The sequence below is a fragment of the Modestobacter sp. DSM 44400 genome, from assembly GCF_900107175.1.
GTDB lineage: Bacteria > Actinomycetota > Actinomycetes > Mycobacteriales > Geodermatophilaceae > Modestobacter.
On record NZ_FNOZ01000016.1, the window covers coordinates 24,973 to 46,171 of the forward strand.

A 21,199-nucleotide genomic window follows, 5' to 3' on the forward strand; every position below is an offset into this window, starting at 1 on the left:
CCTACGGTCGGGACGCCGGGATCGACCCGGCGCCGGAGGAGGTCCCGTGCTGCTGCGCTTCCTGCTCGTGCTGCTCGTCGTCTGGGTGGTCATCACCGTCATCGGCGCCGTGGTGAAGGGCCTGTTCTGGCTCGCCGTCGTCGGCTTCCTACTCTTCCTCGCCACCGCCGTCCTCGGCTCCGCCCGGCGCCGCTGACCCGGTGACGGTGCTGCTGGTCGACACGGCCAACGTCGTGGGTGCCCGCCCCGACGGCTGGTGGCGCGACCGCGCCGGTGCCACCAGCCGGTTGCTCGACCAGCTGGCTGCGCTGCCGGGCCGGACCGTGCCCGGTCCGGACGGCGATCCGGGGCCGGTGACCGGGCTGGTGGCGGTGGTCGAGGGCCGGGCCCGGGAGGTCCCCGTTCCGGACGGGATCCAGCTCGTCCGGGCACCCGGCAGCGGGGACGACGCCATTGCCGCGACCGCGGCCACCCTGGCCGAGGGCGACGACGACCTGCTCGTGGTGACCGCCGACCGGGGCCTGCGGGATCGGCTGCCGGCCGCCGCGCGGACCGCCGGCCCGGGATGGTTGCTGGACCGGCTGGGCACCCTCAGCTGAAGGCCACCGCGTGGGCGTAGCGGGCCGGCGGCTCACCGACCACCCGGGTGAAGTCGCGCACCAGGTGCGCCTGGTCGGCGTACCCGAGCTCCGCGGCCAGCCCCGCCCGGTCGACCAGGCCGCCGGCCGCCCGCGCCGCGGCCTCGTGCAGCCGCGCACACCGGACCACCCAGGTCGGCCCCACCCCGACCCATTCCGCGCACAACCGCTGCAGGCTCCGCACCCCCAGGTCGGCCCGGTCGGCCAGGTCGGCGGCCCGGCGGATGCCCGGCTCGGCCTGGACGGCGGCGACCAGCGCGGCCACCCGGTCGACGGTCGGATCGGGCGCGGGGCGGTGCGGCACCAGCGCGGCGTCCACCAGCGCGGCGGCGGTGGCGGCGTCCGGGGCGGCCCGGACGGCGGACTGCACGGCCGCCGCGTCGAACGGTGCGCCGACCAGCTCGGCCACCGGCGCCTCCCGGTCGGTGAACACCGACACCGGGCCGGCCAGCCACGGCCGCGCCCCGCCCGCGCGGAACCGGACGCCCACGACCCGGCCGGCACCGGTGAGCTCGTAACGGAACGCGGTCCGCCGGCGGGACAGCCCGGTCACCCGGCTGCGGTCGGGTTCGAACGACAGGTGCACCGCGGGGTTGGGCAGGATCTTCTGCACGTGCGGCGGGCGGCCGGTGCGGTCCCACTCGACCGACCACAGGTAGTCCACGAACGGCACCAGCTCGGGCGACGGGTGGTGGCGGGCGAAGGCGTCCGCGGCCGCGCGGGCGTGCAGGATGCCGCGCGGGTCACCCGCCGGCTCCGCTGCGATGTCGGCACTCTCCACGGCGGCATTGTGTCGCGGAAGTACAAGAACCGGCGCCGTCCCCGGGCCAGGGTGGGGACATGACCGAACTGGACGCCTCTGCGATGACCTCGGCGGTCCGCGCCGCGGCCGGGCAGGCGGGACGGGCGCTGGCCGCCGTGCCGCCCGACCGGCTGGGCGCTCCCCCCCTGCCCGGACTACGACGTGCTCGCCCTGCTCGACCACCTGGCCTGGGGCGCGGTGCTCTCCCAGCGGGCGGCCACCCGGACGCCGTTCGAACACGACTGGAGCAGTGGTGAGCCAGCGCCCTACCTCAGCGGCCTGCCGGTGGAGCAGTGGGGACCCGCGATCGCACCCGAGCTGGATGCCGCCGCGGACGCCTGGACCGACCCGGCGGCCTGGGCGGGGGAGACCTTGATGGGCACCGCACCGATGCCGGCCGCGGTGGTCGGCCCGATGATGCTGGCCGAGTTCGTGCTGCACGGCTGGGACCTGGCCCGCGCGGTCGGCGCGCCCTACGAGGTCGCCGAGGAACTGGGCGCGGTCACGCTGGCCGCCGTCCAACCGCTGGCCGCGATGGGCCGGGACGGCGGGTGGTACGGCCCCGAGGTTGCCGTCCCGGCCGACGCCCCGGCGTTCGACCGGGCGCTAGGGCTGACCGGCCGCGACCCCGCCTGGACCCCCTGACCGGGCAGGTCACTTCGGCACGGCCGCCAGGGTCGGCCGCCGGGTCGGCTGCCGTCCCGGCAGGCAGGCCAGCGCCGCGAGCAGCAGCGCGACGCCGTCCTCGAGGACGGCGGCCTGCCAGTCGGGCACCTTCTTCGACGCCCACCGCCGCCAGGCGATGCCGCCGAAGGACCCGGCGGCCGCGCCCGTGATCCCGGCGAGCACCGGCCAGGCCGAGTTGGCGCCGTCCCGCCCGGCCAGCAGCGCGGCGCCGCCGGCGCCCAGCGCGAGCCGGGGCGGCAACCCGGCCGGGCTGGTGCGGTCCGGGGTGGTCGGCATCTTGTCCAGCGTCAGCTCCCCGGCGATCGCCGCTGCCGAGGCCAGTTTCTTCGGCAGGCCGGTGCCGGGCGTGGTCAGCGTGGGCGCGCCCAGGCCCAGGGAGCTCCGGCCACCGGTCGCCAGCCCGAGCAGTGCGGCGCGCAGCGTCAGCCCGGCGCCGGCGGGTCGCAGCGCCCGGGTCCGCTCGCTCGTCGTCGGCACCGCGGACAGCACCGCCTGCGCAGCCGCGCCGTAGGCCAGGTGCGGCACGGCGTCGCTCACCCAGTCCGTCCGCGACCAGCGGCGCGGGTCGGTGACGTGCAGGGCCGTGGCCGGCAGGTCGGTGGCGGCCATCGCCGCGACGCCGGTGACCACCGCACCCACCGGGGCGGACAGCCGCAGGCCGGCCGAGCGGACCACGCTGGCGAGCACGCCGAGGGCCAGGCCGTTGCCGATGCCGGACAGCTCGCCGAGCGCGGTGCGCCGGTTGTCCCGGGTGTCGCCGCGGCCGGGCACCGACCGGCCGGCTGCCCCGGCGAGGGCGTCGATGGTTTCTGCCGGCATGGTGCTGGCCGGGCGGCCACGCAGGGCCATGTCGAGGTAGGTGACGGCGTTCAGGACGGTGGTCCCGGTCGCGCCGGCGAGGAGTCCGCGGAGAAGTGGCCCGGTCATGCCCCGACCCTGGCTGCGCCTGGCGACGGCGGCAACCCGGGCGACACCGGCGTGGGCACACTCACGTGCGCTGGACACGTCGCGTACATGCGAAGCCAATCTCCGCCTGGGACTGTGGAGTCAGCGCCCGAGGTCGTGTGCTCCTCCGACCCTCCGGCGGCCGTTTCCGGCCGCCCGCGTCCCTGTTGAAGGTTCCATGTCGCTCCCTGCTGTCGTGTCCCGCTCCGCTCTGTCCCGCTCCGCTCCGCCTCCGCTTTCCCGGCTGCGCACCGCGGTCGCCGTCCTGTTCGCCCTGGACGGCTTCGTGTTCGGCAGCTGGGCCGCCCGCGTTCCCGACGTCAGCGCGGCCACCGGCGCGAGTTCCACCACCCTGGGCTTCGCCCTGCTGTGCCTGTCGCTGGGTGCGCTGGCCTGCATGCAGCTCACCGGCGCCCTGTGTGCCCGGCTCGGCGCGGGTCTGGTCAGCGCCCTGGCCGGCGTCGGGGTGAGCCTGGCCGCCGTGCTGCCCGGGCTGTCCGGCTCGGTGCCGTCGCTGTGCGCTGCGTTGCTGGTCTTCGGCGCGGCGACCGGGATGGCCAACGTGGCGGCCAACAGCCTGGGTGTGCAGGTCGAGGCCCGCGCCGGCCGCCCCGTGCTGTCCGGGCTGCACGCCGCCTTCAGCGGCGGCGGCCTGCTCGGTGCCCTGGCCGGTGGGCTGGTCTCGGCGTCGCTGGCGGTGGCTGCGCACCTGGTCGCCGTCGCCGTCGTCGGGCTGGCCGCAATGGCGTGGGCCGCGCCGGTGTTGGTGGCCGCCGAGCGCGCACCGGCCCGGGCCCGGCGGGTCCGGGGCGCCGGCCGGGCCGAGCACCGGCCCACCGCCGCGCTGGTGCTGCTGGGCGCGGTGGCCGGCGCGACCGCCTACGGGGAGGGCGCGCTCAGCGACTGGGGCGCGCTGCACCTCCGGGAGAACCTGCACGCCGTGCCGGCGCTGGCCGCCGCCGGGTACGCCGGCTTCTCCTGCGCCATGGCCGCCGGCCGGCTGGCCGGTGGACAGCTGGTCCTCGCCCTCGGCGAGCGGCGGCTGCTCGTCGGCGGTGCGCTGCTCGCCGCGGCGGGCTCGCTGACCGCAGTGACCACCTCCTCGCTGCCGGTCGCGCTGGCCGGTTACGCGGTGGTGGGGCTGGGCCTGGCCAACGTCTTCCCGCTGGCCATCGCCCGCGCCGGCGCGCTCGGCGGGCCCTCCGGCGTCGCGCTGGCCACGACCGTTGGCTACACCGGCCTGCTCGGCGGCCCCCCGGTGATCGGCTTCCTGGCCGAGCACGCGGGCCTGCCGACGGCGCTGGGCACGGTCGCGCTGCTCGCGGGAGCCGCGGCCGTGCTCGTGCTCGGCCTCGACGGCGACCGGATCCGGCGGCCGGTCCTGCCCCGGGCGGGCGACAGCTGGGTGGTGCCGGTCGCCGCCGGTCTGCGCCCGGTCGCGGTGCGGGTCCGCGGGGGCGCGGGCAGCTACGTGCGCGACCTGCAGCAGCTGTCGGTCGGCTGATTCCGGCGTTCCGATCGCCGGCAGCCGTTGACCCGGCGTCCTCCCGACGGCGAGGCTGAGGGCCGCGCCGCTCCCCGGCGGCCCGGGAGCAGGAGGCGACGTGACCGTCCGGCGGACGACACTCGGTGGTCACACCTTCGAGTTCCCCGACCTGGCCGACCTGCTGGCCAAGGCGACCCCGGCGCGCTCGGGTGACGTGCTGGCCGGAGTGGCCGCGGAGTCGCAGGCGCAGCGGGTCGCCGCCCAGGTCGTCCTGGCCGACGTCCCGCTGGCGACCTTCCTCGACGAGCAGGTGGTCGGCTACGACGAGGACGACGTCACCCGGTTGATCCTCGACACCCACGACACCGGCGCGTTCGCCCCGGTCGCCTCCCTGACGGTGGGGGGGTTCCGTGACTGGCTGCTGACCCGGGCGGCGGCCGGCGACGAGGCGGCGATCAGCGGCCTGGCCCGCGGGCTGACCCCGGAGATGGCCGCGGCGGTGTCCAAGCTGATGCGCAACGCCGACCTGGTCGCCGTCGCCCGCGCCACCCGGGTCGTCACCGGGCTGCGCAGCACGATCGGGCTGCCCGGCCGGCTGGCGTCGCGGCTGCAGCCCAATCACCCGACCGACGATCCGGTCGGGGTGACCGCGAGCATCCTGGACGGGTTGTTGCACGGCTGCGGCGACGCGGTCATCGGGATCAACCCGGCCACCGACTCCCCGGCGCAGACCATCGCGCTGCTGGAGCTGGTCGACGCCGTCATCAGCCGCTACGAGATCCCCACCCAGTCCTGCGTGCTCGCCCACGTGACCACCACGCTGCGGGCGCTGGAGCGCGGCGCACCGGTGGACCTGGTGTTCCAGTCCGTGTCGGGTACCCAGGCCGGCAACGCCGGCTTCGGAGTCACCCTCGACCTGCTCGCCGAGGCTCGCGCCGGCGCGCTGGAACTGGGCCGGGGCACGGTCGGGCGCAACGTCACCTACTTCGAGACCGGCCAGGGTTCGGCGCTGTCGGCCGACGCGCACCGCGGGGTCGGCGGCCGGGCGGTCGACCAGCAGACGCTGGAATGCCGCGCCTACGGGGTCGCCCGGCACTACGACCCGCTGCTGGTGAACACCGTGGTGGGCTTCATCGGCCCGGAGTACCTCTACGACGGCAAGCAGGTGATCCGGGCCGGACTGGAGGACCACCTCTGCGGCAAGCTGCTCGGCCTGCCCATGGGCGTGGACGTCTGCTACACCAACCATACCGAGGTCGACGGCGACGACACCGACACGTTGACCCTGCTGCTGGGGGCGGCCGGCTGCTCGTTCGTCATCGCCGTCCCGGGGTCGGACGACGTGATGCTGCACTACCAGTCGCTGTCGTTCACCGACGTGCTGACCGCCCGCCAGGTGCTCGGGCTGCAGCCGGCACCCGAGTTCGTTGCGTGGCTCGCGCGGATGGAGCTGCTGGACGACGACGGGCGGGTGCGCTCGCTGACCCCCGACGCCCCGGCGGCCCGCGCCCTGCTCGCGGCGGCCCGCCCGACCGCCAAAATAGCCATCTCGGCGGACTCATGAACAGGACGCCGAACTTGGACGGGGCCAAAATGGCCATTTGGGCCGACTCGGACCCGTGGGCGGTGCTCCGGCAGGCGACCCGCGCCCGGGTCGCGCTGGGCCGCGCCGGCGACGCGCTGCCCACCGTCCGGGAGCTGGAGTTCCGCGCCGCGCACGCGGCCGCCCGGGACGCCGTGCACACCGCCCTGGACGCCGACCGGGTGCGGACGGCGCTGGTCGCCGCCGGGGTGGGCATCGACGTCCTCGAGGTGCGCTCGCAGGCCGGCGACCGGGCCACCTACCTGCAGCGCCCGGACCTCGGACGCCGGCTCGCCGAGGGCACGGACCTGCCGGCCGGCCCGGTCGACCTGGCGATCGTGCTGGCCGACGGGCTGTCACCGCGGGCCGTGCACGACCACGCCGCGGGCACCGTCGCGGCGGTGCTGGAACGGCTGCCGGGATGGTCGGTCGGGCCGCTGGTGCTGGCGCACCAGGCACGGGTGGCGCTGGGCGACCCGGTCGGCGCGGCGTTGGGGGCGCGGTGCGTCGTCGTCGGGGTGGGGGAGCGACCGGGCCTGAGCTCGGCGGACAGCCTGGGCCTCTACCTCACCTGGGACCCGCGTCCGGGACGGAGGGACGCCGAGCGCAACTGCATCTCCAACGTCCGCCCGCCGCACGGGCTGGGTTACGCGCAGGCCGCGGACACGCTCGCCGGTCTGCTGACCGCCGCGCGGAAGCTCGGCGCCTCGGGCGTGCTGCTCAAGGACGAGGGCGTCGCCCTGCCGCCGGGCGCGGGCTGACCGGACCCGCAGGCACCCGGCGCTTCAGCCGAAGACCGCGTCGACGGCGTACTGGTCACCGCCGGTCTCCCCGAACTCGGTGACCCGGTCCCCGGCGAACCGGAACACGTGCGTGTTGGTCACCGCGAAGGAGCCCTCCCCGCGGCGCGCAGAGGCGAAGGCCTCGTAACCCTCGCGGATGCGGGCCGCGTGGGGGTGGTCGGACATGACGTGCTTGTCCCGGTCGTGTCCCCCGTGGGAAAGGGACCACGCCGTCCACTGTCGTCCGGTTCGGCGGGACGGCGCCGGTGGGTGACCGGAGTGCGCTCGCCCGCCGCCGCGCAGAGTTCCGTCCGGTCCGCCGTCCGGCGATCCGCTCACCGAGGGGAGCAGCGGTACCCCGGGCGGAGGTGCTCAGGCGGTCACCCACCCGCCCACCAGCGGGGTGGGTGCGCACACGGTCGGGCGACCGTGGTTAGGTATGCCTCACCTAAACCGACGGAGGATGCACGTGACCAGGACCGACCGCCGCTTCGCCACCGTGATCATCCCGCTGACCGTGACCGCCCTGCTCGCCGGTTGCGGGAACTCCGGCAGCTCGGGCTCCGCGGACGCCGCGTCCGACGCCGGGCCGCTCACCCTCTACAACGCCCAGCACGAGGATCTGATCACCGCGATGGTCGACGGGTTCACCGAGCAGACCGGCATCGAGGTCGAGCTGCGCAGCGGCGACGACGCCGAGCTGGCCAACCAGATCGTGGCCGAGGGCGACGCCTCCCCGGCCGACGTCTTCGTCACCGAGAACAGCCCCTCGATCGACCTGGTCGCCGAGGCCGGCCTGCTGGCGCCGATCGAGGAGTCGACCCTGGCGCAGGTGCCGGACCAGTTCAGCCCGGCCGATGGCTCCTGGGTCGGGTTCGCCGCGCGGTCGACGGTGCTGGCTTACAACACCGACAAGCTCACCGAGGCGCAGCTGCCGGCGTCCCTGCTCGACCTGGCCGACCCGGCGTGGAAGGGCCGCTTCGGCATCGCCCCCGGCGGCGCGGACTTCCAGGCGATCGTCGGCGCCGTGCTCGCGCTGCGCGGAGAGGACGCCACCCGCACCTGGCTGGCCGGCCTCAAGGACAACGCTCAGGTCTACCAGGGCAACACCGCGGTGATGACCGCGGTGGACCAGGGCGAGATCGAGGCCGGGGTGATCTACCACTACTACTGGTACAAGGACCGCGCGGAGTCCGGGAACAACAGCGCGAACGTGGAGCTGCACTACTTCGGCAACCAGGACCCGGGCGCCTTCGTCAGCGTCTCCGGCGCCGGCGTGCTCGCCTCCTCCGACCAGGCCGACGAGGCCCAGCAGCTGGTCGCCTACCTGACCAGCCCGGCGGGCCAGCAGCGCTCCGCGCAGAGCACCGCGCTGGAGTACGCCGTAGGCAACGACGCCACGTCGGCCGAGGTGTTGCCGCCCCTGGACGGCCTGGACGCTCCGGAGGTCGACCCGGGCATGCTCAACGGGCCGCAGGTCACCGAGCTGATGCAGGAAGCGGGTCTGCTCTGACCACGGACACCACCCCGACCGCAGGTACCGGCGCCCCGGCGCGCCGGGGCCTGCGGTCGTCCGCGCGCCGGGGCGCCGGCGGCACGCTGCGGCGCTCTCCGGTGCTGCTCGCGCTCGCGGTGCTCGTCGCCGCCCTCGCGCTGCTGCCGCTGGGCTACATCGCCGGCTTCACCGTGGACGTCGGCTGGAGCGGCGTGCGCGAGCTGGTCTTCCGCCCCCGCGTCGGCGAACTGCTGTGGAACAGCACCCGGCTGGTCGTAGGCACCGTCGCCTGTTGCGTGGTGCTCGGGCTCGGGGCGGCCTGGCTCGTCGAGCGCTCCTCGGTCCCGGCCCGCCGCGTGTGGCACGTCCTGCTCGTCGCCCCGCTCGCCGTCCCCGCGTTCGTCAACAGCTACGCCTGGATCTCCCTGCTCCCGGGGCTGGACACCTACGGCGGCGCGCTGCTGGTGGTGACCCTGTCCTACTTCCCGTTCATCTACCTGCCGGTCGCGGCGGCCTTCCGCGGGCTGGACCCGGCGCTCGAGGAGACCGCCCGCGGCCTCGGCCTGAGCGCCTGGGCGGTCTTCCGGCGGGTGCAGCTGCCGCAGTTGCGGGTGGCGGTCCTGGGCGGCAGCCTGCTGGTCGCCCTGCACCTGCTCGCCGAGTTCGGGGCGCTGCAGATGCTGCGCTTCCCGACGTTCACCACGGCGATCTACGACCAGTACCGCGCCACCTTCAACGGTCCTGGTGCCACGATGCTCGCCGGCGTGCTGGTGCTCCTCTGCCTGGGGCTGCTGCTGGCCGAGCTGCGGCTGCGCGGGCGCGCCGCCTACGCCCGTTCCGGCCGCGGCGCGGCGCGCCCGCATCGGTCGGCGCCGCTCGGCCGGCTCACCGGGCCCGCGCTGCTGGGCCTGGGCCTGCTCGTGGGTCTCGCCGTGCTGGTGCCGCTGGCCAGCCTCACCTACTGGATGCTCACCGGCTCCTCCAGCGCGCTGCCCGTCGGCGAGCTGCTGTCCACCACCGGCACCACGCTGGGGCTCGCGGCGGGTGCGGCGGTGGTGACCACGGCGCTGGCGTTCCCCACCGGCTGGCTGGTGGTCCGCGCTCGCGGGCGGATCGCCACGCTGCTGGAGCGCTCTACCTACCTCGGCAGCGCGGTGCCGGGCATCGTGGTGGCCCTCGCCCTGGTCACGCTGAGCATCCGCGCGACCCCGTGGCTCTACCAGACGGTGCCGGTGCTGGTCGCCGCCTACGCGATCCTTTTCCTGCCCCTGGCGATCGTGAACGTCCGGTCGGCGGTCGAGCAGTCGCCGCGGATCTACGACGACGTGTCCGCTGCGCTGGGGTCCTCGGCGTTCGACCGGCTGCGCCGGGTGACGCTGCCGCTGCTCGCCCCGGGCCTGGGTGCCGGCGCCGCCCTGGTCTTCCTCGCCGTCGTCACCGAGCTGACGGCGACCCTCCTGCTCGCCCCCACCGGGACGACGACGCTGGCGACGGCCTTCTGGTCGGCGACCAGCGGCCTGGAGTACGGCGCCGCCGCCCCGTTCGCCGTCCTCATGGTGCTGCTGTCGGCACCGGCTACCGTGCTGCTCTCCCGCGACGCCCGACGAGGTCTGACCACATGAGCTCCCTGACCGTCTCCGAGGTCACCAAGTCCTTCGGCGCCACGCCCGTCCTCACCGGCATCGACCTGCACGTGCCCAACCGCAGCCTGACGGCGCTGCTCGGGCCCTCCGGGTGCGGCAAGACGACCCTGCTCCGGCTGATCGCCGGCTTCGACGAGCCCGACACCGGGGCGATCGCCGTCGGCGACCGGACGGTGACCGGCGCCGGGCGCGGCGTGCCCGCCCGGCGGCGGGGGATCGGCTTCGTGCCCCAGGAGGGCGGGCTCTTCCCGCACCTGTCCGTGGCCGCGAACGTCACCTTCGGGCTGCCCCGGCGTGAGCGCCGCGACCCCGGGCGGGTGCGGGACCTGCTCGCGCTGGTCGGGCTGGACGCCGCGCTCGCCGAGCGGCACCCCCACCAGCTCTCCGGCGGGCAGCAGCAGCGGGTGGCCCTGGCGCGGGCGCTGGCTCCCCGGCCCTCGCTGGTGCTGCTCGACGAGCCGTTCTCCTCCCTCGACGCGGGGCTGCGCGAGGACACCCGCCAGGCCGTCGCCGAGGCGCTGTACGCCAGCGGGGCCACCGCCGTGCTCGTCACGCACGACCAGGCCGAGGCGCTGTCGATGGCCGATCAGGTGGCGGTCATGCGCGCCGGCCGGCTGGTGCAGCTCGCCGATCCGCAGACGCTCTACCGGCACCCGCTGGACCTCGACGTCGCCACCTTCGTCGGGGACGCCGTCGTGCTGGACGCCGACGTCCGCGGCGGGCAGGCGCACTGCGAGCTCGGCGTGCTCCCGCTGGAGCGTCCCTGCCCCGAGGGCCCGAGCCGGATCCTGCTGCGGCCCGAACAACTGCAGCTCGGCGGGCGCACCGCGGCCCCGACCGGCACGATCGCCCGGGTGCACAGCGTCGAGTTCTACGGCCACGACGCCCGGGTGCTGCTCGACCTGCCGTCGGGGCTGCAGGTCACCGCGCGGCTGGACGGGTCCGTGCTGCCCGCCGACGGCGCGGAGGTCGCCGTCGCCGTCAGCGGAGCGGCGCTGGCCTTCCCGGCCCGCGCGGCCGGGCGGGATCAGGCCGGGCGGGATCAGGCCGGGCGGGATCAGGCCGGGCGGGATCAGGCCGGGCGGGATCAGGCGGTCGCGTAGGACCCGGAGCTCAGCTCCTCCAGCAGCGACGGGCCGGTCGGCGCCCAGCCGAGCTCGCTGCGGGCCTTCGCGCCGGTGGCCTGCTGGTCCAGGTCGAACGCCCCGGCCAGCGGGCCCAGCCGGGCCTCGGTGTCCTCGTTCGGCGAGCCGACCACCCGGCAGTCGCGGCCCGTGCCGCGGCTGCCGGCCCCGCCGATCTCGCGCACCGTCGGGTTCTGGCCGTTCACGCCCAGGTAGTAGGAGCCGGATTCGGCCGAGGCGAGGGCCAGGGCGTAGAGCCGCCCCAGGTCGTCTGCGTAGACGGTGGTCCAGTGCTGGTCGCCGCTGCCGGGCAGCACGAGCGCGCCGTCGGCGTCGCGGGGTCCGTCCGGCACCATGGTCGGCAGGCCCCCCGCGCGTCCCTCGACGATGCCGGGGCGAGCACGACCGACCGACCGGACGCCGTCGCCGGCCGCCGCGCGCACCCGGGCGTCCAGCGGCAATCGCCAGGCGGTGAGCTGCGGCGGGTCGAACGGTTGTGGTCTCGTCGACCGTGCCGGCGCCGTGCACCCAGACGCCGCTGGTGCACGTACGGCTTGCCGGTGCCGGCCAGGGCGCCGAGCACGGCGCCGAGCAGCCCGCGGTCGAGCTCCCCTTCCGTGCCGTCCGCGGCCGCGGCGGCGGCCTGCAGCGCGGCGGCCGAGGCGTCACTACAGGCGAGGGCGGTGACGGTCGGCCAGCAGGGCGGAGAGGACCGAGGAACCCACGAGACTGGTGTCACCGGTGAGGAAGACGTCCATGTCCGCCTCAAGGTCCCGGGGACGCCGGGTTCTCCTGCGCGGCTCAGCGGCGGACCAGCTTGCCCACCGCCATGACCCTGCTGAGCAGCGCCTCCATCGGGTGGCGCTCCGGCGGCCCCACGGTCGCCGGCCAGTCGGGCACCAGGTCGGGATCGGCGCCGATGGTGGTGGCTGCCTCCTCGGTCACGGCGGTGGCGCGGTTGTGCAGCCGGTCGCGGACGTCGTCGGGCGAGTAGGCCCGCCGATGCCGTTCGTGCCGGACCAGGACGGCGCTGGTCGCAGCAACTCCTGCGAGACCGGCGACTCCGAGCAGCTTCCAGGGGCGCATGTCGCCTACGGTATCGGCGTGGCAGACATCACATACCGATCCGGCACGGCCGACGTCCGGGCGCTGTCGCTCGACGAGGCCGTCGAGCTGACCCGCACCGGCGACATCTGGGTGTTCCGCGGCGCCTCCCTCGCCGACCGGGCGATCCAGACGCTGACCAACGCCCCGGTGAACCACGTCGGCATGGCCGTCGTGATCGACGACCTGCCGCCGCTGCTCTGGCACGCCGAGCTGGGCCACGGCCTGCCCGACGCCTGGTCCGGGCGGCACCAGCGCGGGGTGCAGCTGCACGACCTGCACGACGCCGCCTGCGTGTGGCGCAACCGGTACGGCCAGCGGCCGTGGTTGCGGCAGTTGGTCGGCCCGGCCGACGACGGCGGTATCACCCGGGAGATGGAGGACGCCGTCCTGTGCACCGTCGCCCGGCTGGACGGCAAGCCGTTCCCCACCACCCGGGGGCTGGCCCGGGGCTGGCTGAACGGCCGGCTGCGGCGGCACGCCACCAATGACACGGTCTTCTGCGCGGAGCTGGTCGCCGCCACCTACCTGGAGATGGGGTTGCTGCCGGCGAAGCGGCCGGTCAGCTCCTACGACCCGGGCAGCTTCTGGTCCGGTGACCGGCTGGACCTGGTGGATGCGAAACTCGGCGCCGAGGTGGCGGTCGACGTCCCGATCGTCTGAGCGGGCGGCTCAGCCCGCGCCCCCGGCGCCCACCTCGGAGGGATCGGCCCGGCCGCTGACGACGTCGGCGGCCAGGTCGTCCACCGTGCGGCCGGTCGCATAGGCGTGCGCGCGCAGCACGGCCAGCGCCTCCGTTGCGGCGAGGTCCAGTGCCAGGCTGGTGAGCCCCATCGCCTCCCAGACCCGCGCCCGACCGGTGGCGAGCGGGCTGGAAAGCCAGTCCGGCCCGTGGCCGCCGACCTCGGAGGACCACACCGCGGCCTCGGCGAGCGCCGCGGTGACCAGGTCGCCGACGCCCACGGCGGCGAGGACGTCGAGGGCCGCGACGGCCGCGGGGTCCTCGAAGTACAGGTCGATGGCGCCCCCGCCGGCCAGGCCGCGCCGCAGGGGCAGCGCCACGATGCCCCGGTAGGGGGTCTGCCCGACCAGCAGGTCGTGGAAGGCCGGCCAGCGCCGGAGCATGTCCTCCTCCACCACGAACACCGGCTGCTGGGTGTGGTTCGCCCGCAGACACGGTCCGGCACCCACGGTGAACTGCAGCCGTTCGGCGAGCTCGGACTCGGGGCCGCTGGCCCCCAGCGGCACGTGCCGGTCCGGCGAGGTGAGCGCGCTGATCCCCGCGCCGTCCGCCGGCAGCACCTCGGCCGCGGCACGGCTCAGCCGCACCGGCAGCAGGGCGGGATCGGCCGGCGGGGCGTCCTGCGCGTCCTGAAGCGCCAGCGCGGCGGCGAAGCGCTCGGCCAGGGACGTCCCGCAGGTCATGCGGCTGCCATGCCCCCGCGCGCCCGGCTCAACCCACCTCCGCCGGCTGCTCCTGCCTGCCCAGCCGCAGCACGCTGTCCTCCGCCCCGGCCAGGTCGGGGTCGTGCGTCACGCAGACCACCAGCCGGCCGGCGAGTGCGCGGCGCACGTCGGCCACGAGCGCCCGCGCGGCGGGCGGGTCCAGGTGAGCGGTGGGCTCGTCGAGCAGCACCACGTCCCGGTCGGCCAGCAGGGCGCGGGCGACGGCCAGCCGGCGGCGCTCCCCACCGGACAGTGACGTCCCGCCGGCGCCGACCGGGGTGTCCAGCCCGGCGGGCAGGGCGTCGAGCAGCGGGCCGAGTCCGGCGGCGGTCAGCGCGCCACGCATCGCCGGTTCGCCGGCCGGGCCGGCGAGCTCGCCGCGGGGGCGGGCGAGCGCCAGGTTGGCCCGCAGGGTCGCATCGAAGACGTGCGCGTCCTGCGGGCACCACGCCATCGCGGCCCGGACGTCGTCGCCGGTCAGCGCCGCGGCCGAGACCGGGCGCCGGCCGTCGCCCAGCACGTAGTCCCCGGCGGTGGGCCGCAGCGCTGCCATCAGCACGCTGAGCAGCGTCGACTTCCCGGAGCCGGACGGGCCGGTGACGACCACCCAGCCGCGCCCGGCCGCGGCGTTGAGGTCCAGCCCGGTCAGCACGGCGGGGCGGCCCGGCCAGCCCGCGGTCAGCTGTTCGGTGGCCAGCTCCCGCACCGGGGCGGGAGCGGTCCGGCGGTCGGCCGGCGCCGGGTCGCTGGCGACCGGTTCGGCGAGCACCGCCTCGACCCGGCTGCGCGCGTCCCGCCAGGCCGAGCGGTTCCGCCGGGCGGCACCCAGGGCGGTCAGCGGCTCCAGCAGCGCGAGTGGCGCCAGGGCCAGCACGGCCGCGGCCGGCGCGGACAGCTCCCCGCCGCGCACGGCGGCGGCGCCGGCGGTCAGCGCCAGGACGGCGGCCACTCCGGTGGCCAGCACGGCCAGCGCGTCCCCGACGGCGGTGGCGACCGCTCCGGCCTGCGCCGCCCGTCCCTGCTGACGGCCCAGCTCGTCGAGCCGGGCGACCTCCGCGGCTGCCAGGCCGTGGGCCCGCAGGTCGGCGGCGGCCTCCAGCGCGGCGCTGGCCTCCCGCAGAGTTCCCGTCTGCAGCTCGGCGGCCGATCGGGACACTCCCCGGTCGGCGGCCCGGTGCACGCCCAGCACGGCGAGCACGGCGAGCAGCAGAACTCCGCCGGCCAGGGCACCGGCCAGCGGGTCCAGGACGGTGAGCACCGCCGCCGTCCCGGTCAGCACGAGCGCCGATACCAGCGGCGGGGAAACCACCCGCACCGACAGGTCCTGAAGGATACCGACGTCGCCGACCAGCCGGGCCAGGGCGCGTCCCGGTGTCCGGTCGGCCGCGGGGCCCTGGGCGACCAGCGCCGACCACAGCCGCAGCCGGGTGCGCTCGGCCAGCTGCAGGGCGGCGTCGTGCCCGGCCAGCCGGTCCAGCCAGCGCAGCAGCGCACGGGCCAGCGCGGAGGCCCGGACGCCGACGATCGCAACCATCAGGGTCAGCATCGCCGGCTGCTCGGCGGCCCGGACGATCAGCCAGCCGGAGACGGCGCTCAGCGCGATGCCCGCCGCGCTGGAAGCCGCGCCGGCGAGCACCGAGCGGGCGATCGCCCGGCGCGGCCAGCTCAGCTCGGCCCCCACGCCGTCCCCGCCGGCCGTCGTGGCTGCGCCCCCCTCCGCCTTTGCAGCGGGAATGGCGGTCGCTGCGCTCGCCATTCCCCCTGGAAAGGCGGGCTCGGGGGTCACCTTTCCAGCGGTAATGGCGGGGAGGGTGACGGTGCGGTCGGCGAGGGCGGCCAGCGCGGGCTCGTGGGTGACCAGCACGGTGCACAGCGAGCCGCGGAGCCAGTGCAGCAGCTCGGCGACCTGCGCGGTCGCAGCGGCGTCCAGCGAGGCGGTCGGCTCGTCCAGCAGCAGCACCCGGGCGCCGCGCTGCACCCGGACCAGCGCCCGGGCCAGCGCCACCCGCTGCAGCTCACCGGGGGAGAGGGTGCGGCAGGCGCGGTCGGCCAGGTGCTCGCCGCCCACCCAGGACAGCGCGGTGGCCACCAGCTCGGCGGGGTGCCCGCCGCCCGCGGCGTGCCGGTGCAGCTCGTCGGCGACGGTGTCGCCGACCGTGCGGGGGAACTGGGGGACGACGGCGGCGTCCTCGGGCCGCAGCACCGTGCCGGCGACCTGCGCCGAGGCGCCGTCGAGCAACTGCCCGGCCAGGACGGCGAGCACCGTGGACTTTCCGGACCCGCTGGGCCCCCGCAGCGCGACCAGCTCGCCCGGGGCGACGGTCAGGTCGAGGCCGGCGACCGCCGGCGCGGCCCGGCCGGGAAAGCGGACAGTCAGGCCGATGACGGTGATGCCGCGCAGCATCCCGACGGCGGGGGCGGTAACCACCGGGCGGACGCGCGGGGTGGCGAGCACGCGGCGCGCGGCGGCGGCGGCCTCGGTGGCGTCCTCGGCCGCGTGGTGTGCCGCGCCGAGCGCCCGCAGCGGGGCGAACGCCTCGGGGGCCAGCAGCAGCGCGAGCAGTCCGACGTCCAGGGGCATGCTGCCGTGCACCAGCCGGACGCCGACGGTGACCGCGACCAACGCCACCGACAGGGTGGCCAGCACCTCGAGCACGAGCGCGGAGAGGAACGCGACCCGCAGCGTGGCCAGCGTGCGGCGACGGGCGTCCCGGCCGAGCTCGGTCAGCGCGGTCAGCTGGTCGGCCGCGCGGCTCAGCCCGACCAGCACCGGCAGGCCGCGCACCAGCTCGGCGACGTGCCTGGCGATCCGGTCCAGCGCGCGGGCGGCGGCGGTCGTGGCGTCGCGGGTGTGCAGTCCGACCAGGGCCATGAACACCGGGACCAGCGGCAGGGTGACGGCCACGAGCAGGGCGGAGAGCCAGTCGGTGATCCCCAGCACGATCAGCAGCACGGGCGGGACGACGGCGGTCTGCGCGAGCGCGGGCAGGTAGGTCGCCAGCGCCGGGCCGAGGTCGTGCAGCCGGGTGGTGGCCAGCACCGCGGCCGGCCCCTTCCCGCCGGCGGCGTCGACCGCCTCGCCCTCGCCGTCCAGCAGCCGGGTGAGCAGCTTCTGTCGCAGGGCGTCCTCTGCGCGGCGGGCGTCCCGGGCGGCGAGCACCGCCCCCAGCCCGCTACCCGCGGCCCGGACCGCCGCGCCCAGCACGGCCACCGCCAGCGCCGTCCCGGGGACGACGCCGTCCGTCACATCGGCGACCGCGCGGGCCAGCCCGGCGGCGAGCAGCACCATCCCGGCGGTCTGCACCAGCGCGGCGACCGCGGCGCGGACCAGCGCGCCGGGCAGCCCGGGCACGCCGGCCAGCGCGCCCAGCGGCCCCCGGCCTGCCTCAGGGCGGCCATTGTGGCCACTTCGGCCGGAGGGGGTCATGCGGGCACCGGCTCGGCGTGCGGCGTCTCCGGCTCGGCCGACAGCCGCTTCCGGAAGACCCAGTACGTCCAGGCCTGGTAGGCGAGCACGACCGGCAGGCCGATCCCGGTGGCCCAGGTCATCACGGTGAGCGTGTAGTCGCTGACCGAGGCGTCGGCGAGGGTGACGTCGAAGGCGGCGTCGACCGTGGAGGGGACGGCGACCGGAAAGGCCGCGCCGAAGATCGTCGCCGCCGAGCCCAGCAGCACGACCGCCCAGGCGGCGAAGGCCTGGCCCTCGCGGTCCACCCGGATCCGGGCCCAGCTGACCAGCACCGCCAGCGCCGCCACCAGCCACAGCACAGCGGTGGCCGGCGTCCCCGAGCGCAGGTGCACCAGTCCGGCCCAGGCCAGCAGCGGCAGCGCGGCGACCGGCGCCCAGCGCCGGGCGAAGGCCCGGGCGGCCAGCCGCACCGGCCCGTCGGTCTTCAGCGCCAGGAACACCGCCCCATGCACCAGCGAGTACGCCAGCACGGCGACCGCCCCCAGCAGCGCCGGCCAGCCCAGCCCGGCGAACGGGCCGCCCACCCGGTTGCCGTCGGCGTCGATCGGCAGTCCGAGGGTGGTGGCGCCCAGCGCGGCGCCGATGCCCAGGGCGGCGATCAGCGAGCCGGCGGTGATCACGTGGGTCCAGGTGCTGTCCCAGCGCTCGGTGTGGTGCGAGTGCCGCCACTCGAAGGCGACCGCCCGGATGATCAGGCCGAAGAGCACCAGCACGAACGGCAGGTACAGCGCGGGCAGCCAGGTGGCGTACCAGCCGGGGAAGGCCGCGAAGACCGCACCCGTGGCGGTGATCAGCCAGACCTCGTTGCCGTCCCACAGCGGGCCGATCGACCGCAGCATGAGGTGCCGGTCGACCGGGCGGCGGCCCAGCAGTGGGAGCAGGGCGGCGACACCGAAGTCGAAACCCTCGAGCAACAGGAAACCGGTCCACAGCACCGCGACGGCGGCGAACCAGAGGGTCTGCAGGTCCATGGTCGTCTCTCCTCGGATCTCAGTACGCGAAGGACAGGACGTCGTCGGCGTCGCGCCCGCCCGGGAGGTCGTCGTCCGGGGTCCCCTCGGGGGTGTGCCCGGGGGTGGGGGCGCTGTCGGCGGTGGTCACCCCGCGGCGCACGAAGCGGGTGATCAGCCACAGCTCGACCACCGCGAGCGCGCCGTAGACCGTGGCCAGCCCGATGAGCGAGGTGAGTACCTCGCCGGCGGTGACGCCGGGGGAGACGGCCTGGGCGGTGAAGAAGTACACCTGCTCGGCCCGCGGGACGTCGGGGTTGGGGTAGACCACGAACGGCTGGCGGCCCATCTCGGTGAAGATCCAACCCGACACGTTGGCGACGAACGGGGCACCGACCGCGAGCAGTGAGCCGTAGACCCCGATCCTCGAGGTCGGCACCCGCCCCCGGCGGGTGGCCCAGAGCGCGTAGGCGGCCACGCCGGCCGAGACCATCCCCATGCCGACCATCAGCCGGAAGTTCCAGTAGGTGACCGCCAGCAGGGGGGTGTAGTCGATCGGCCGGCCGGCCTGGTCGCCGTAGTGCGCCGGGTCGTCGGGATAGGTGGCCCCGTAGGCCGCCGCGTAGGACTCCTGCAGCTCGTTGACCCCGGGCACGGCGGTGGAGAAGTCGCCGTGGGCCAGGTAGCTCAGGATGCGGGGAATGGTGATCGAGTGGACGTCGTCGCACTCGTTGCTGCCGAGCTTGCCGAACGCGAAGACCGAGAACGGCGCGGGCGCCTCGGTCTCGCACAGCGCCTCGGCCGAGGACATCTTCAGCGGCTGCTGGGCGTACATCAGCTTGCCCTGGTAGTCACCGGTCAGGGCGACCAGCGCGAAGGCGGCGAGCGAGACGAAGCCGCCGAGCCGCACCGACCGGCGCCAGACCGAGTGGTCCACGTCCGTAGTCGGTGCATCGGCCATCGTCCGCCGGCGCAGGTGCCACAGGCCGATACCCACCAGCAGGGCCCCGGCGACCATCAGCGAGGCAACGATGGTGTGGCTGAAAGCGGCCAGCGCGGTGTTGTTGGTCAGGACGGCGAGGAAGTTGACCTGCCGCGGCCGGCCGGTCGCGTCGTCGGTCACGACGCCGACCGGGTGCTGCATCCACGAGTTGGCCGCGATGATGAAGTACGCGCTGACCACCGAGCCGATGACCGCCGCCCACAGCGCGGCCAGGTGCAGCTTTTTCGGAATTCGGCCCCAGCCGAAGATCCACAGGCCCAGGAAGGTGGATTCCAGGAAGAAGGCCAGCAGCGCCTCCAGGGCGAGCAAGGAGCCGAAGACGTCGCCGACGAAGCGGCTGTACTCGCTCCACGCCAGCCCGAACTGGAACTCCTGGACCAGCCCGGTGGCCACGCCGAGGACGAAGTTGATCAGGTAGATGCGGCCCCAGAAGCGGGTCATCCGCAGCCACTCGGGCTTGTCCGTGCGCGCCCACATGGTGTGCATCACGGCGACCAGCACACCCAGTCCGATGGTCAACGGGACCATCAGGAAGTGGTAGACGGTGGTGATCCCGAACTGCCAGCGGGCGATGTCGAGCACGTCCACCGCGGTCTCCTCTGCGACTGTCGTACGATCGTCGAGTTCTTTCTACGCCCCGTAGAGAGACTTTTCTACGCGACGTAGAACAGCTCGGTGTGAGCTGTCCGACAGGAGATCGATGAACTCGCTGGGTGAGCTGGAGCGCGCGGTGCTGGAGCACCTGTGGGCGGTCGGCGGCCCGGTGACGGCCGCCCGGCTGCGCGAGGTCTTCGCCGACCGGGGGCTGGCGCTGACCACGGTGCACACGGTGCTGACCCGGCTGGAGCAGAAGGGCTTCGTCGTCTCCGACACCGCCCGGCCGCGGCAGTTCACCGCCCGCGCCTCTCGCGAGGAGCACGCCGCCGAGCTCATGCACGAGGTGCTTGGGCAGGCCGGCGACCGACAGGCCGCGCTGGCCCGCTTCGTCGGATCGGTCAGCGCCGACGAGGTCGACCTGCTGCGCCAGCTGCTGGCAGCGCACCCCGAGGCAGGGCACCGCACGGGCGAGCCCGGCGCCGGCTGAGCGTGCTGCCGGCCACCGCGGTCTCCCTCGCCGTCCTTGCCGGGCTGCTCGCCTGGCCGGTCCCGGCGGCGCTCGCCCGGGCCGGCTGGCCGCGGCGCGACCCGCTGGTCGCGCTGCTGTGCTGGCAGGCGGTCGGGCTGGCCGGCGGTCTGTCGATCATCGGCGCGCTGCTGGTGCATGGGCTCGCCCCGTGGGGGCGCTCGCTGCCGGCAGCCGCCTGGGCGGTGCTGACCGGGGACCCGGCGAGCAGCCGCGTGCGCGGTGACCACTGGGTGACGCTGACGCTGGCCGCGGTGTTGGCCGCCGAGCTGCTCGGCGTGCTCGCGCTGTCGTTCGTGCGGACCGCCCGTACCCGGCGCCGGCACCGGGCAATGCTGGAGATGCTCGTCCGTCCGAGCGGGGTCGCCGGCGACTCCGTGGCAGGGGTGACACTGCTGCTGGAGCACCCCGCGCCGGTGGCCTTCTGCATCCCCGGCGCGCGGCCGCTGCTGGTGCTCTCCTCCGGGATGCTCGCCGAACTGGACGAGGCGCAGCTGGCCGCCGTCGTCGCCCACGAGCGGGCGCACCTGCGTGAACGTCACCACCTGCTGCTGCTGCCCTTCGTCGCCTGGCGGGCGGCGCTGCCCGTCCTCCCGGCGGCCGACCGGGCGCACGACGAGGTGCGCGACCTGGTCGAGATGCGGGCCGATGACGTCGCGGTGGCGTCGCTCCGCTGCCCGGAGCCCCGCCGCACCCTGGCCGCGGCGATCGTCGCGGTGGCCGGCGGCGCGGGCGGCGAGGTTCCGGCCGGTGCCCTCACGGTCACCGGCGGGGCCGTCGCGGTGCGCGTGCGGCGGCTGCTCGCCCCGGCCCGGCCGCTGCCGGCTGCCGGCCGGGTGGGCGCACTGGTGAGCGCACTCGCCCTGTTGCTGGTGCCGACGCTGTTGCTGGTCGCGCCCGCCGTCGTCTGATTCCGGTCG

The 21,199-nt window shown here is 75.8% G+C and carries 20 protein-coding genes and 1 pseudogene; 12 read left to right on the forward strand and 9 right to left on the reverse strand.

Annotation, left to right across the window (positions count from 1 at the left end; genetic code table 11):
• Nucleotides 1-46: 46 nt before the first annotated feature.
• Complete coding sequence (locus BLW04_RS26685; RefSeq protein WP_175484022.1) at nucleotides 47-196, forward strand: hypothetical protein; 150 nt, start codon at nucleotides 47-49, stop codon at nucleotides 194-196.
• A gap of 4 nt (nucleotides 197-200) precedes the next feature.
• Nucleotides 201-599 carry a hypothetical protein gene (locus tag BLW04_RS11915; protein WP_091540827.1) on the forward strand — a complete coding sequence of 133 codons (399 nt, stop codon included), beginning with the start codon at nucleotides 201-203 and terminating at the stop codon, nucleotides 597-599.
• Here the strand turns inward: BLW04_RS11915 and BLW04_RS11920 are convergent.
• Entirely contained in the window at nucleotides 592-1,419 is an 828-nt protein-coding gene (locus BLW04_RS11920; RefSeq protein ID WP_217631008.1) for an AraC family transcriptional regulator, read from the reverse strand. The two genes, BLW04_RS11915 and BLW04_RS11920, sit on opposite strands and share 8 nt — an antisense overlap.
• Before the next feature lie 153 nt (nucleotides 1,420-1,572).
• Here BLW04_RS11920 and BLW04_RS11925 point away from each other — a divergent pair.
• Nucleotides 1,573-2,085, forward strand: a pseudogene (locus BLW04_RS11925) (TIGR03086 family metal-binding protein); the annotation flags it as partial.
• 9 nt (nucleotides 2,086-2,094) lie between these two features.
• On the opposite strand, the gene BLW04_RS11930 reads toward BLW04_RS11925, so the two are convergent.
• The gene (locus BLW04_RS11930; RefSeq protein ID WP_091540833.1) at nucleotides 2,095-3,054 is read right to left on the reverse strand and encodes a hypothetical protein; all 960 of its coding nucleotides are present in this window, start codon (nucleotides 3,052-3,054) and stop codon (nucleotides 2,095-2,097) included.
• A 214-nt stretch (nucleotides 3,055-3,268) separates the two neighbouring features.
• Here BLW04_RS11930 and BLW04_RS11935 point away from each other — a divergent pair, with 214 nt between their 5' ends.
• The 3 genes from BLW04_RS11935 (at nucleotide 3,269) to eutC (ending at nucleotide 6,901) form a co-directional block, all read left to right on the forward strand.
• Complete coding sequence (locus BLW04_RS11935) at nucleotides 3,269-4,576, forward strand: MFS transporter (protein WP_254781400.1); 1,308 nt, start codon at nucleotides 3,269-3,271, stop codon at nucleotides 4,574-4,576.
• Nucleotides 4,577-4,676: 100 nt separating this feature from the next.
• Nucleotides 4,677-6,122: an ethanolamine ammonia-lyase subunit EutB gene (locus BLW04_RS11940; RefSeq protein WP_091540840.1), complete on the forward strand. Its 1,446-nt coding sequence runs from the start codon at nucleotides 4,677-4,679 to the stop codon at nucleotides 6,120-6,122.
• A complete protein-coding gene (gene eutC / locus BLW04_RS11945) occupies nucleotides 6,119-6,901 on the forward strand; it encodes an ethanolamine ammonia-lyase subunit EutC (protein WP_254781403.1) in 783 nt (260 codons plus the stop codon). Before BLW04_RS11940 ends, eutC begins: the two co-directional genes overlap by 4 nt.
• 24 nt (nucleotides 6,902-6,925) lie before the next feature.
• Here the strand turns inward: eutC and BLW04_RS11950 are convergent, their stop codons facing one another.
• Nucleotides 6,926-7,108: a hypothetical protein gene (locus BLW04_RS11950; RefSeq protein WP_091540847.1), complete on the reverse strand. Its 183-nt coding sequence runs from the start codon at nucleotides 7,106-7,108 to the stop codon at nucleotides 6,926-6,928.
• Nucleotides 7,109-7,385: 277 nt separating this feature from the next.
• Between BLW04_RS11950 and BLW04_RS11955 the strand changes: the two genes are divergently transcribed.
• The 3 genes from BLW04_RS11955 (at nucleotide 7,386) to BLW04_RS11965 (ending at nucleotide 11,163) form a co-directional block, all read left to right on the forward strand.
• Nucleotides 7,386-8,435, forward strand: coding sequence for an iron ABC transporter substrate-binding protein (locus BLW04_RS11955; protein ID WP_091540850.1), 1,050 nt, complete (start codon nucleotides 7,386-7,388; stop codon nucleotides 8,433-8,435).
• A 101-nt stretch (nucleotides 8,436-8,536) separates the two neighbouring features.
• Nucleotides 8,537-10,039 carry an ABC transporter permease gene (locus BLW04_RS11960; RefSeq protein WP_091540854.1) on the forward strand — a complete coding sequence of 501 codons (1,503 nt, stop codon included), beginning with the start codon at nucleotides 8,537-8,539 and terminating at the stop codon, nucleotides 10,037-10,039.
• Nucleotides 10,036-11,163, forward strand: coding sequence for an ABC transporter ATP-binding protein (locus tag BLW04_RS11965; RefSeq protein ID WP_091540858.1), 1,128 nt, complete (start codon nucleotides 10,036-10,038; stop codon nucleotides 11,161-11,163). Before BLW04_RS11960 ends, BLW04_RS11965 begins: the two co-directional genes overlap by 4 nt.
• Here the strand turns inward: BLW04_RS11965 and BLW04_RS11970 are convergent.
• Both BLW04_RS11970 and BLW04_RS11975 read right to left on the reverse strand, forming a co-directional pair.
• Nucleotides 11,148-11,645: a Rossmann-fold NAD(P)-binding domain-containing protein gene (locus BLW04_RS11970; RefSeq protein ID WP_139306823.1), complete on the reverse strand. Its 498-nt coding sequence runs from the start codon at nucleotides 11,643-11,645 to the stop codon at nucleotides 11,148-11,150. The genes BLW04_RS11965 and BLW04_RS11970 overlap by 16 nt on opposite strands.
• A gap of 340 nt (nucleotides 11,646-11,985) precedes the next feature.
• Nucleotides 11,986-12,270: a hypothetical protein gene (locus tag BLW04_RS11975; RefSeq protein WP_091540871.1), complete on the reverse strand. Its 285-nt coding sequence runs from the start codon at nucleotides 12,268-12,270 to the stop codon at nucleotides 11,986-11,988.
• Nucleotides 12,271-12,288: 18 nt separating this feature from the next.
• Here BLW04_RS11975 and BLW04_RS11980 point away from each other — a divergent pair, with 18 nt between their 5' ends.
• On the forward strand, nucleotides 12,289-12,951 hold the full coding sequence (locus tag BLW04_RS11980) for a hypothetical protein (protein WP_254781409.1): 663 nt from the start codon (nucleotides 12,289-12,291) through the stop codon (nucleotides 12,949-12,951).
• Nucleotides 12,952-12,960: 9 nt separating this feature from the next.
• Here the strand turns inward: BLW04_RS11980 and BLW04_RS11985 are convergent, their stop codons facing one another.
• The 4 genes from BLW04_RS11985 to BLW04_RS12000 are packed head-to-tail and all read right to left on the reverse strand — an operon-like array spanning nucleotide 12,961 to nucleotide 19,744.
• On the reverse strand, nucleotides 12,961-13,713 hold the full coding sequence (locus tag BLW04_RS11985) for an ANTAR domain-containing protein (RefSeq protein WP_254781412.1): 753 nt from the start codon (nucleotides 13,711-13,713) through the stop codon (nucleotides 12,961-12,963).
• A gap of 28 nt (nucleotides 13,714-13,741) precedes the next feature.
• Nucleotides 13,742-17,161: a thiol reductant ABC exporter subunit CydC gene (gene cydC / locus BLW04_RS11990; RefSeq protein ID WP_091540875.1), complete on the reverse strand. Its 3,420-nt coding sequence runs from the start codon at nucleotides 17,159-17,161 to the stop codon at nucleotides 13,742-13,744.
• Nucleotides 17,158-18,174 carry a cytochrome d ubiquinol oxidase subunit II gene (cydB, locus tag BLW04_RS11995; RefSeq protein WP_091540878.1) on the reverse strand — a complete coding sequence of 339 codons (1,017 nt, stop codon included), beginning with the start codon at nucleotides 18,172-18,174 and terminating at the stop codon, nucleotides 17,158-17,160. The genes cydC and cydB overlap by 4 nt, the downstream gene beginning before the upstream one ends.
• Before the next feature lie 19 nt (nucleotides 18,175-18,193).
• A complete protein-coding gene (locus BLW04_RS12000; RefSeq protein ID WP_091540881.1) occupies nucleotides 18,194-19,744 on the reverse strand; it encodes a cytochrome ubiquinol oxidase subunit I in 1,551 nt (516 codons plus the stop codon).
• 112 nt (nucleotides 19,745-19,856) lie between these two features.
• Here BLW04_RS12000 and BLW04_RS12005 point away from each other — a divergent pair, with 112 nt between their 5' ends.
• Nucleotides 19,857-20,240 carry a BlaI/MecI/CopY family transcriptional regulator gene (locus tag BLW04_RS12005; protein ID WP_091540884.1) on the forward strand — a complete coding sequence of 128 codons (384 nt, stop codon included), beginning with the start codon at nucleotides 19,857-19,859 and terminating at the stop codon, nucleotides 20,238-20,240.
• A 2-nt stretch (nucleotides 20,241-20,242) separates the two neighbouring features.
• Nucleotides 20,243-21,190, forward strand: a complete 948-nt coding sequence (locus BLW04_RS12010; RefSeq protein ID WP_091540887.1) for a M56 family metallopeptidase — start codon at nucleotides 20,243-20,245, stop codon at nucleotides 21,188-21,190.
• Nucleotides 21,191-21,199: the final 9 nt, after the last annotated feature.

Excerpts from the sequence above, each read along its gene's own strand:
- BLW04_RS11930 (WP_091540833.1), bottom strand. The coding sequence starts at position 3,054 with ATGACCGGGCCACTTCTCCGCGGACTCCTCGCCGGCGCGACCGGGACC.
- eutC (WP_254781403.1), top strand. The coding sequence starts at position 6,119 with ATGAACAGGACGCCGAACTTGGACGGGGCCAAAATGGCCATTTGGGCC.
- BLW04_RS11950 (WP_091540847.1), bottom strand. The coding sequence starts at position 7,108 with ATGTCCGACCACCCCCACGCGGCCCGCATCCGCGAGGGTTACGAGGCC.
- BLW04_RS11955 (WP_091540850.1), top strand. The coding sequence starts at position 7,386 with ATGCACGTGACCAGGACCGACCGCCGCTTCGCCACCGTGATCATCCCG.
- BLW04_RS11965 (WP_091540858.1), top strand. The coding sequence starts at position 10,036 with ATGAGCTCCCTGACCGTCTCCGAGGTCACCAAGTCCTTCGGCGCCACG.
- BLW04_RS11975 (WP_091540871.1), bottom strand. The coding sequence starts at position 12,270 with ATGCGCCCCTGGAAGCTGCTCGGAGTCGCCGGTCTCGCAGGAGTTGCT.
- BLW04_RS11985 (WP_254781412.1), bottom strand. The coding sequence starts at position 13,713 with ATGACCTGCGGGACGTCCCTGGCCGAGCGCTTCGCCGCCGCGCTGGCG.
- cydC (WP_091540875.1), bottom strand. The coding sequence starts at position 17,161 with ATGACCCCCTCCGGCCGAAGTGGCCACAATGGCCGCCCTGAGGCAGGC.
- cydB (WP_091540878.1), bottom strand. The coding sequence starts at position 18,174 with ATGGACCTGCAGACCCTCTGGTTCGCCGCCGTCGCGGTGCTGTGGACC.
- BLW04_RS12005 (WP_091540884.1), top strand. The coding sequence starts at position 19,857 with ATGAACTCGCTGGGTGAGCTGGAGCGCGCGGTGCTGGAGCACCTGTGG.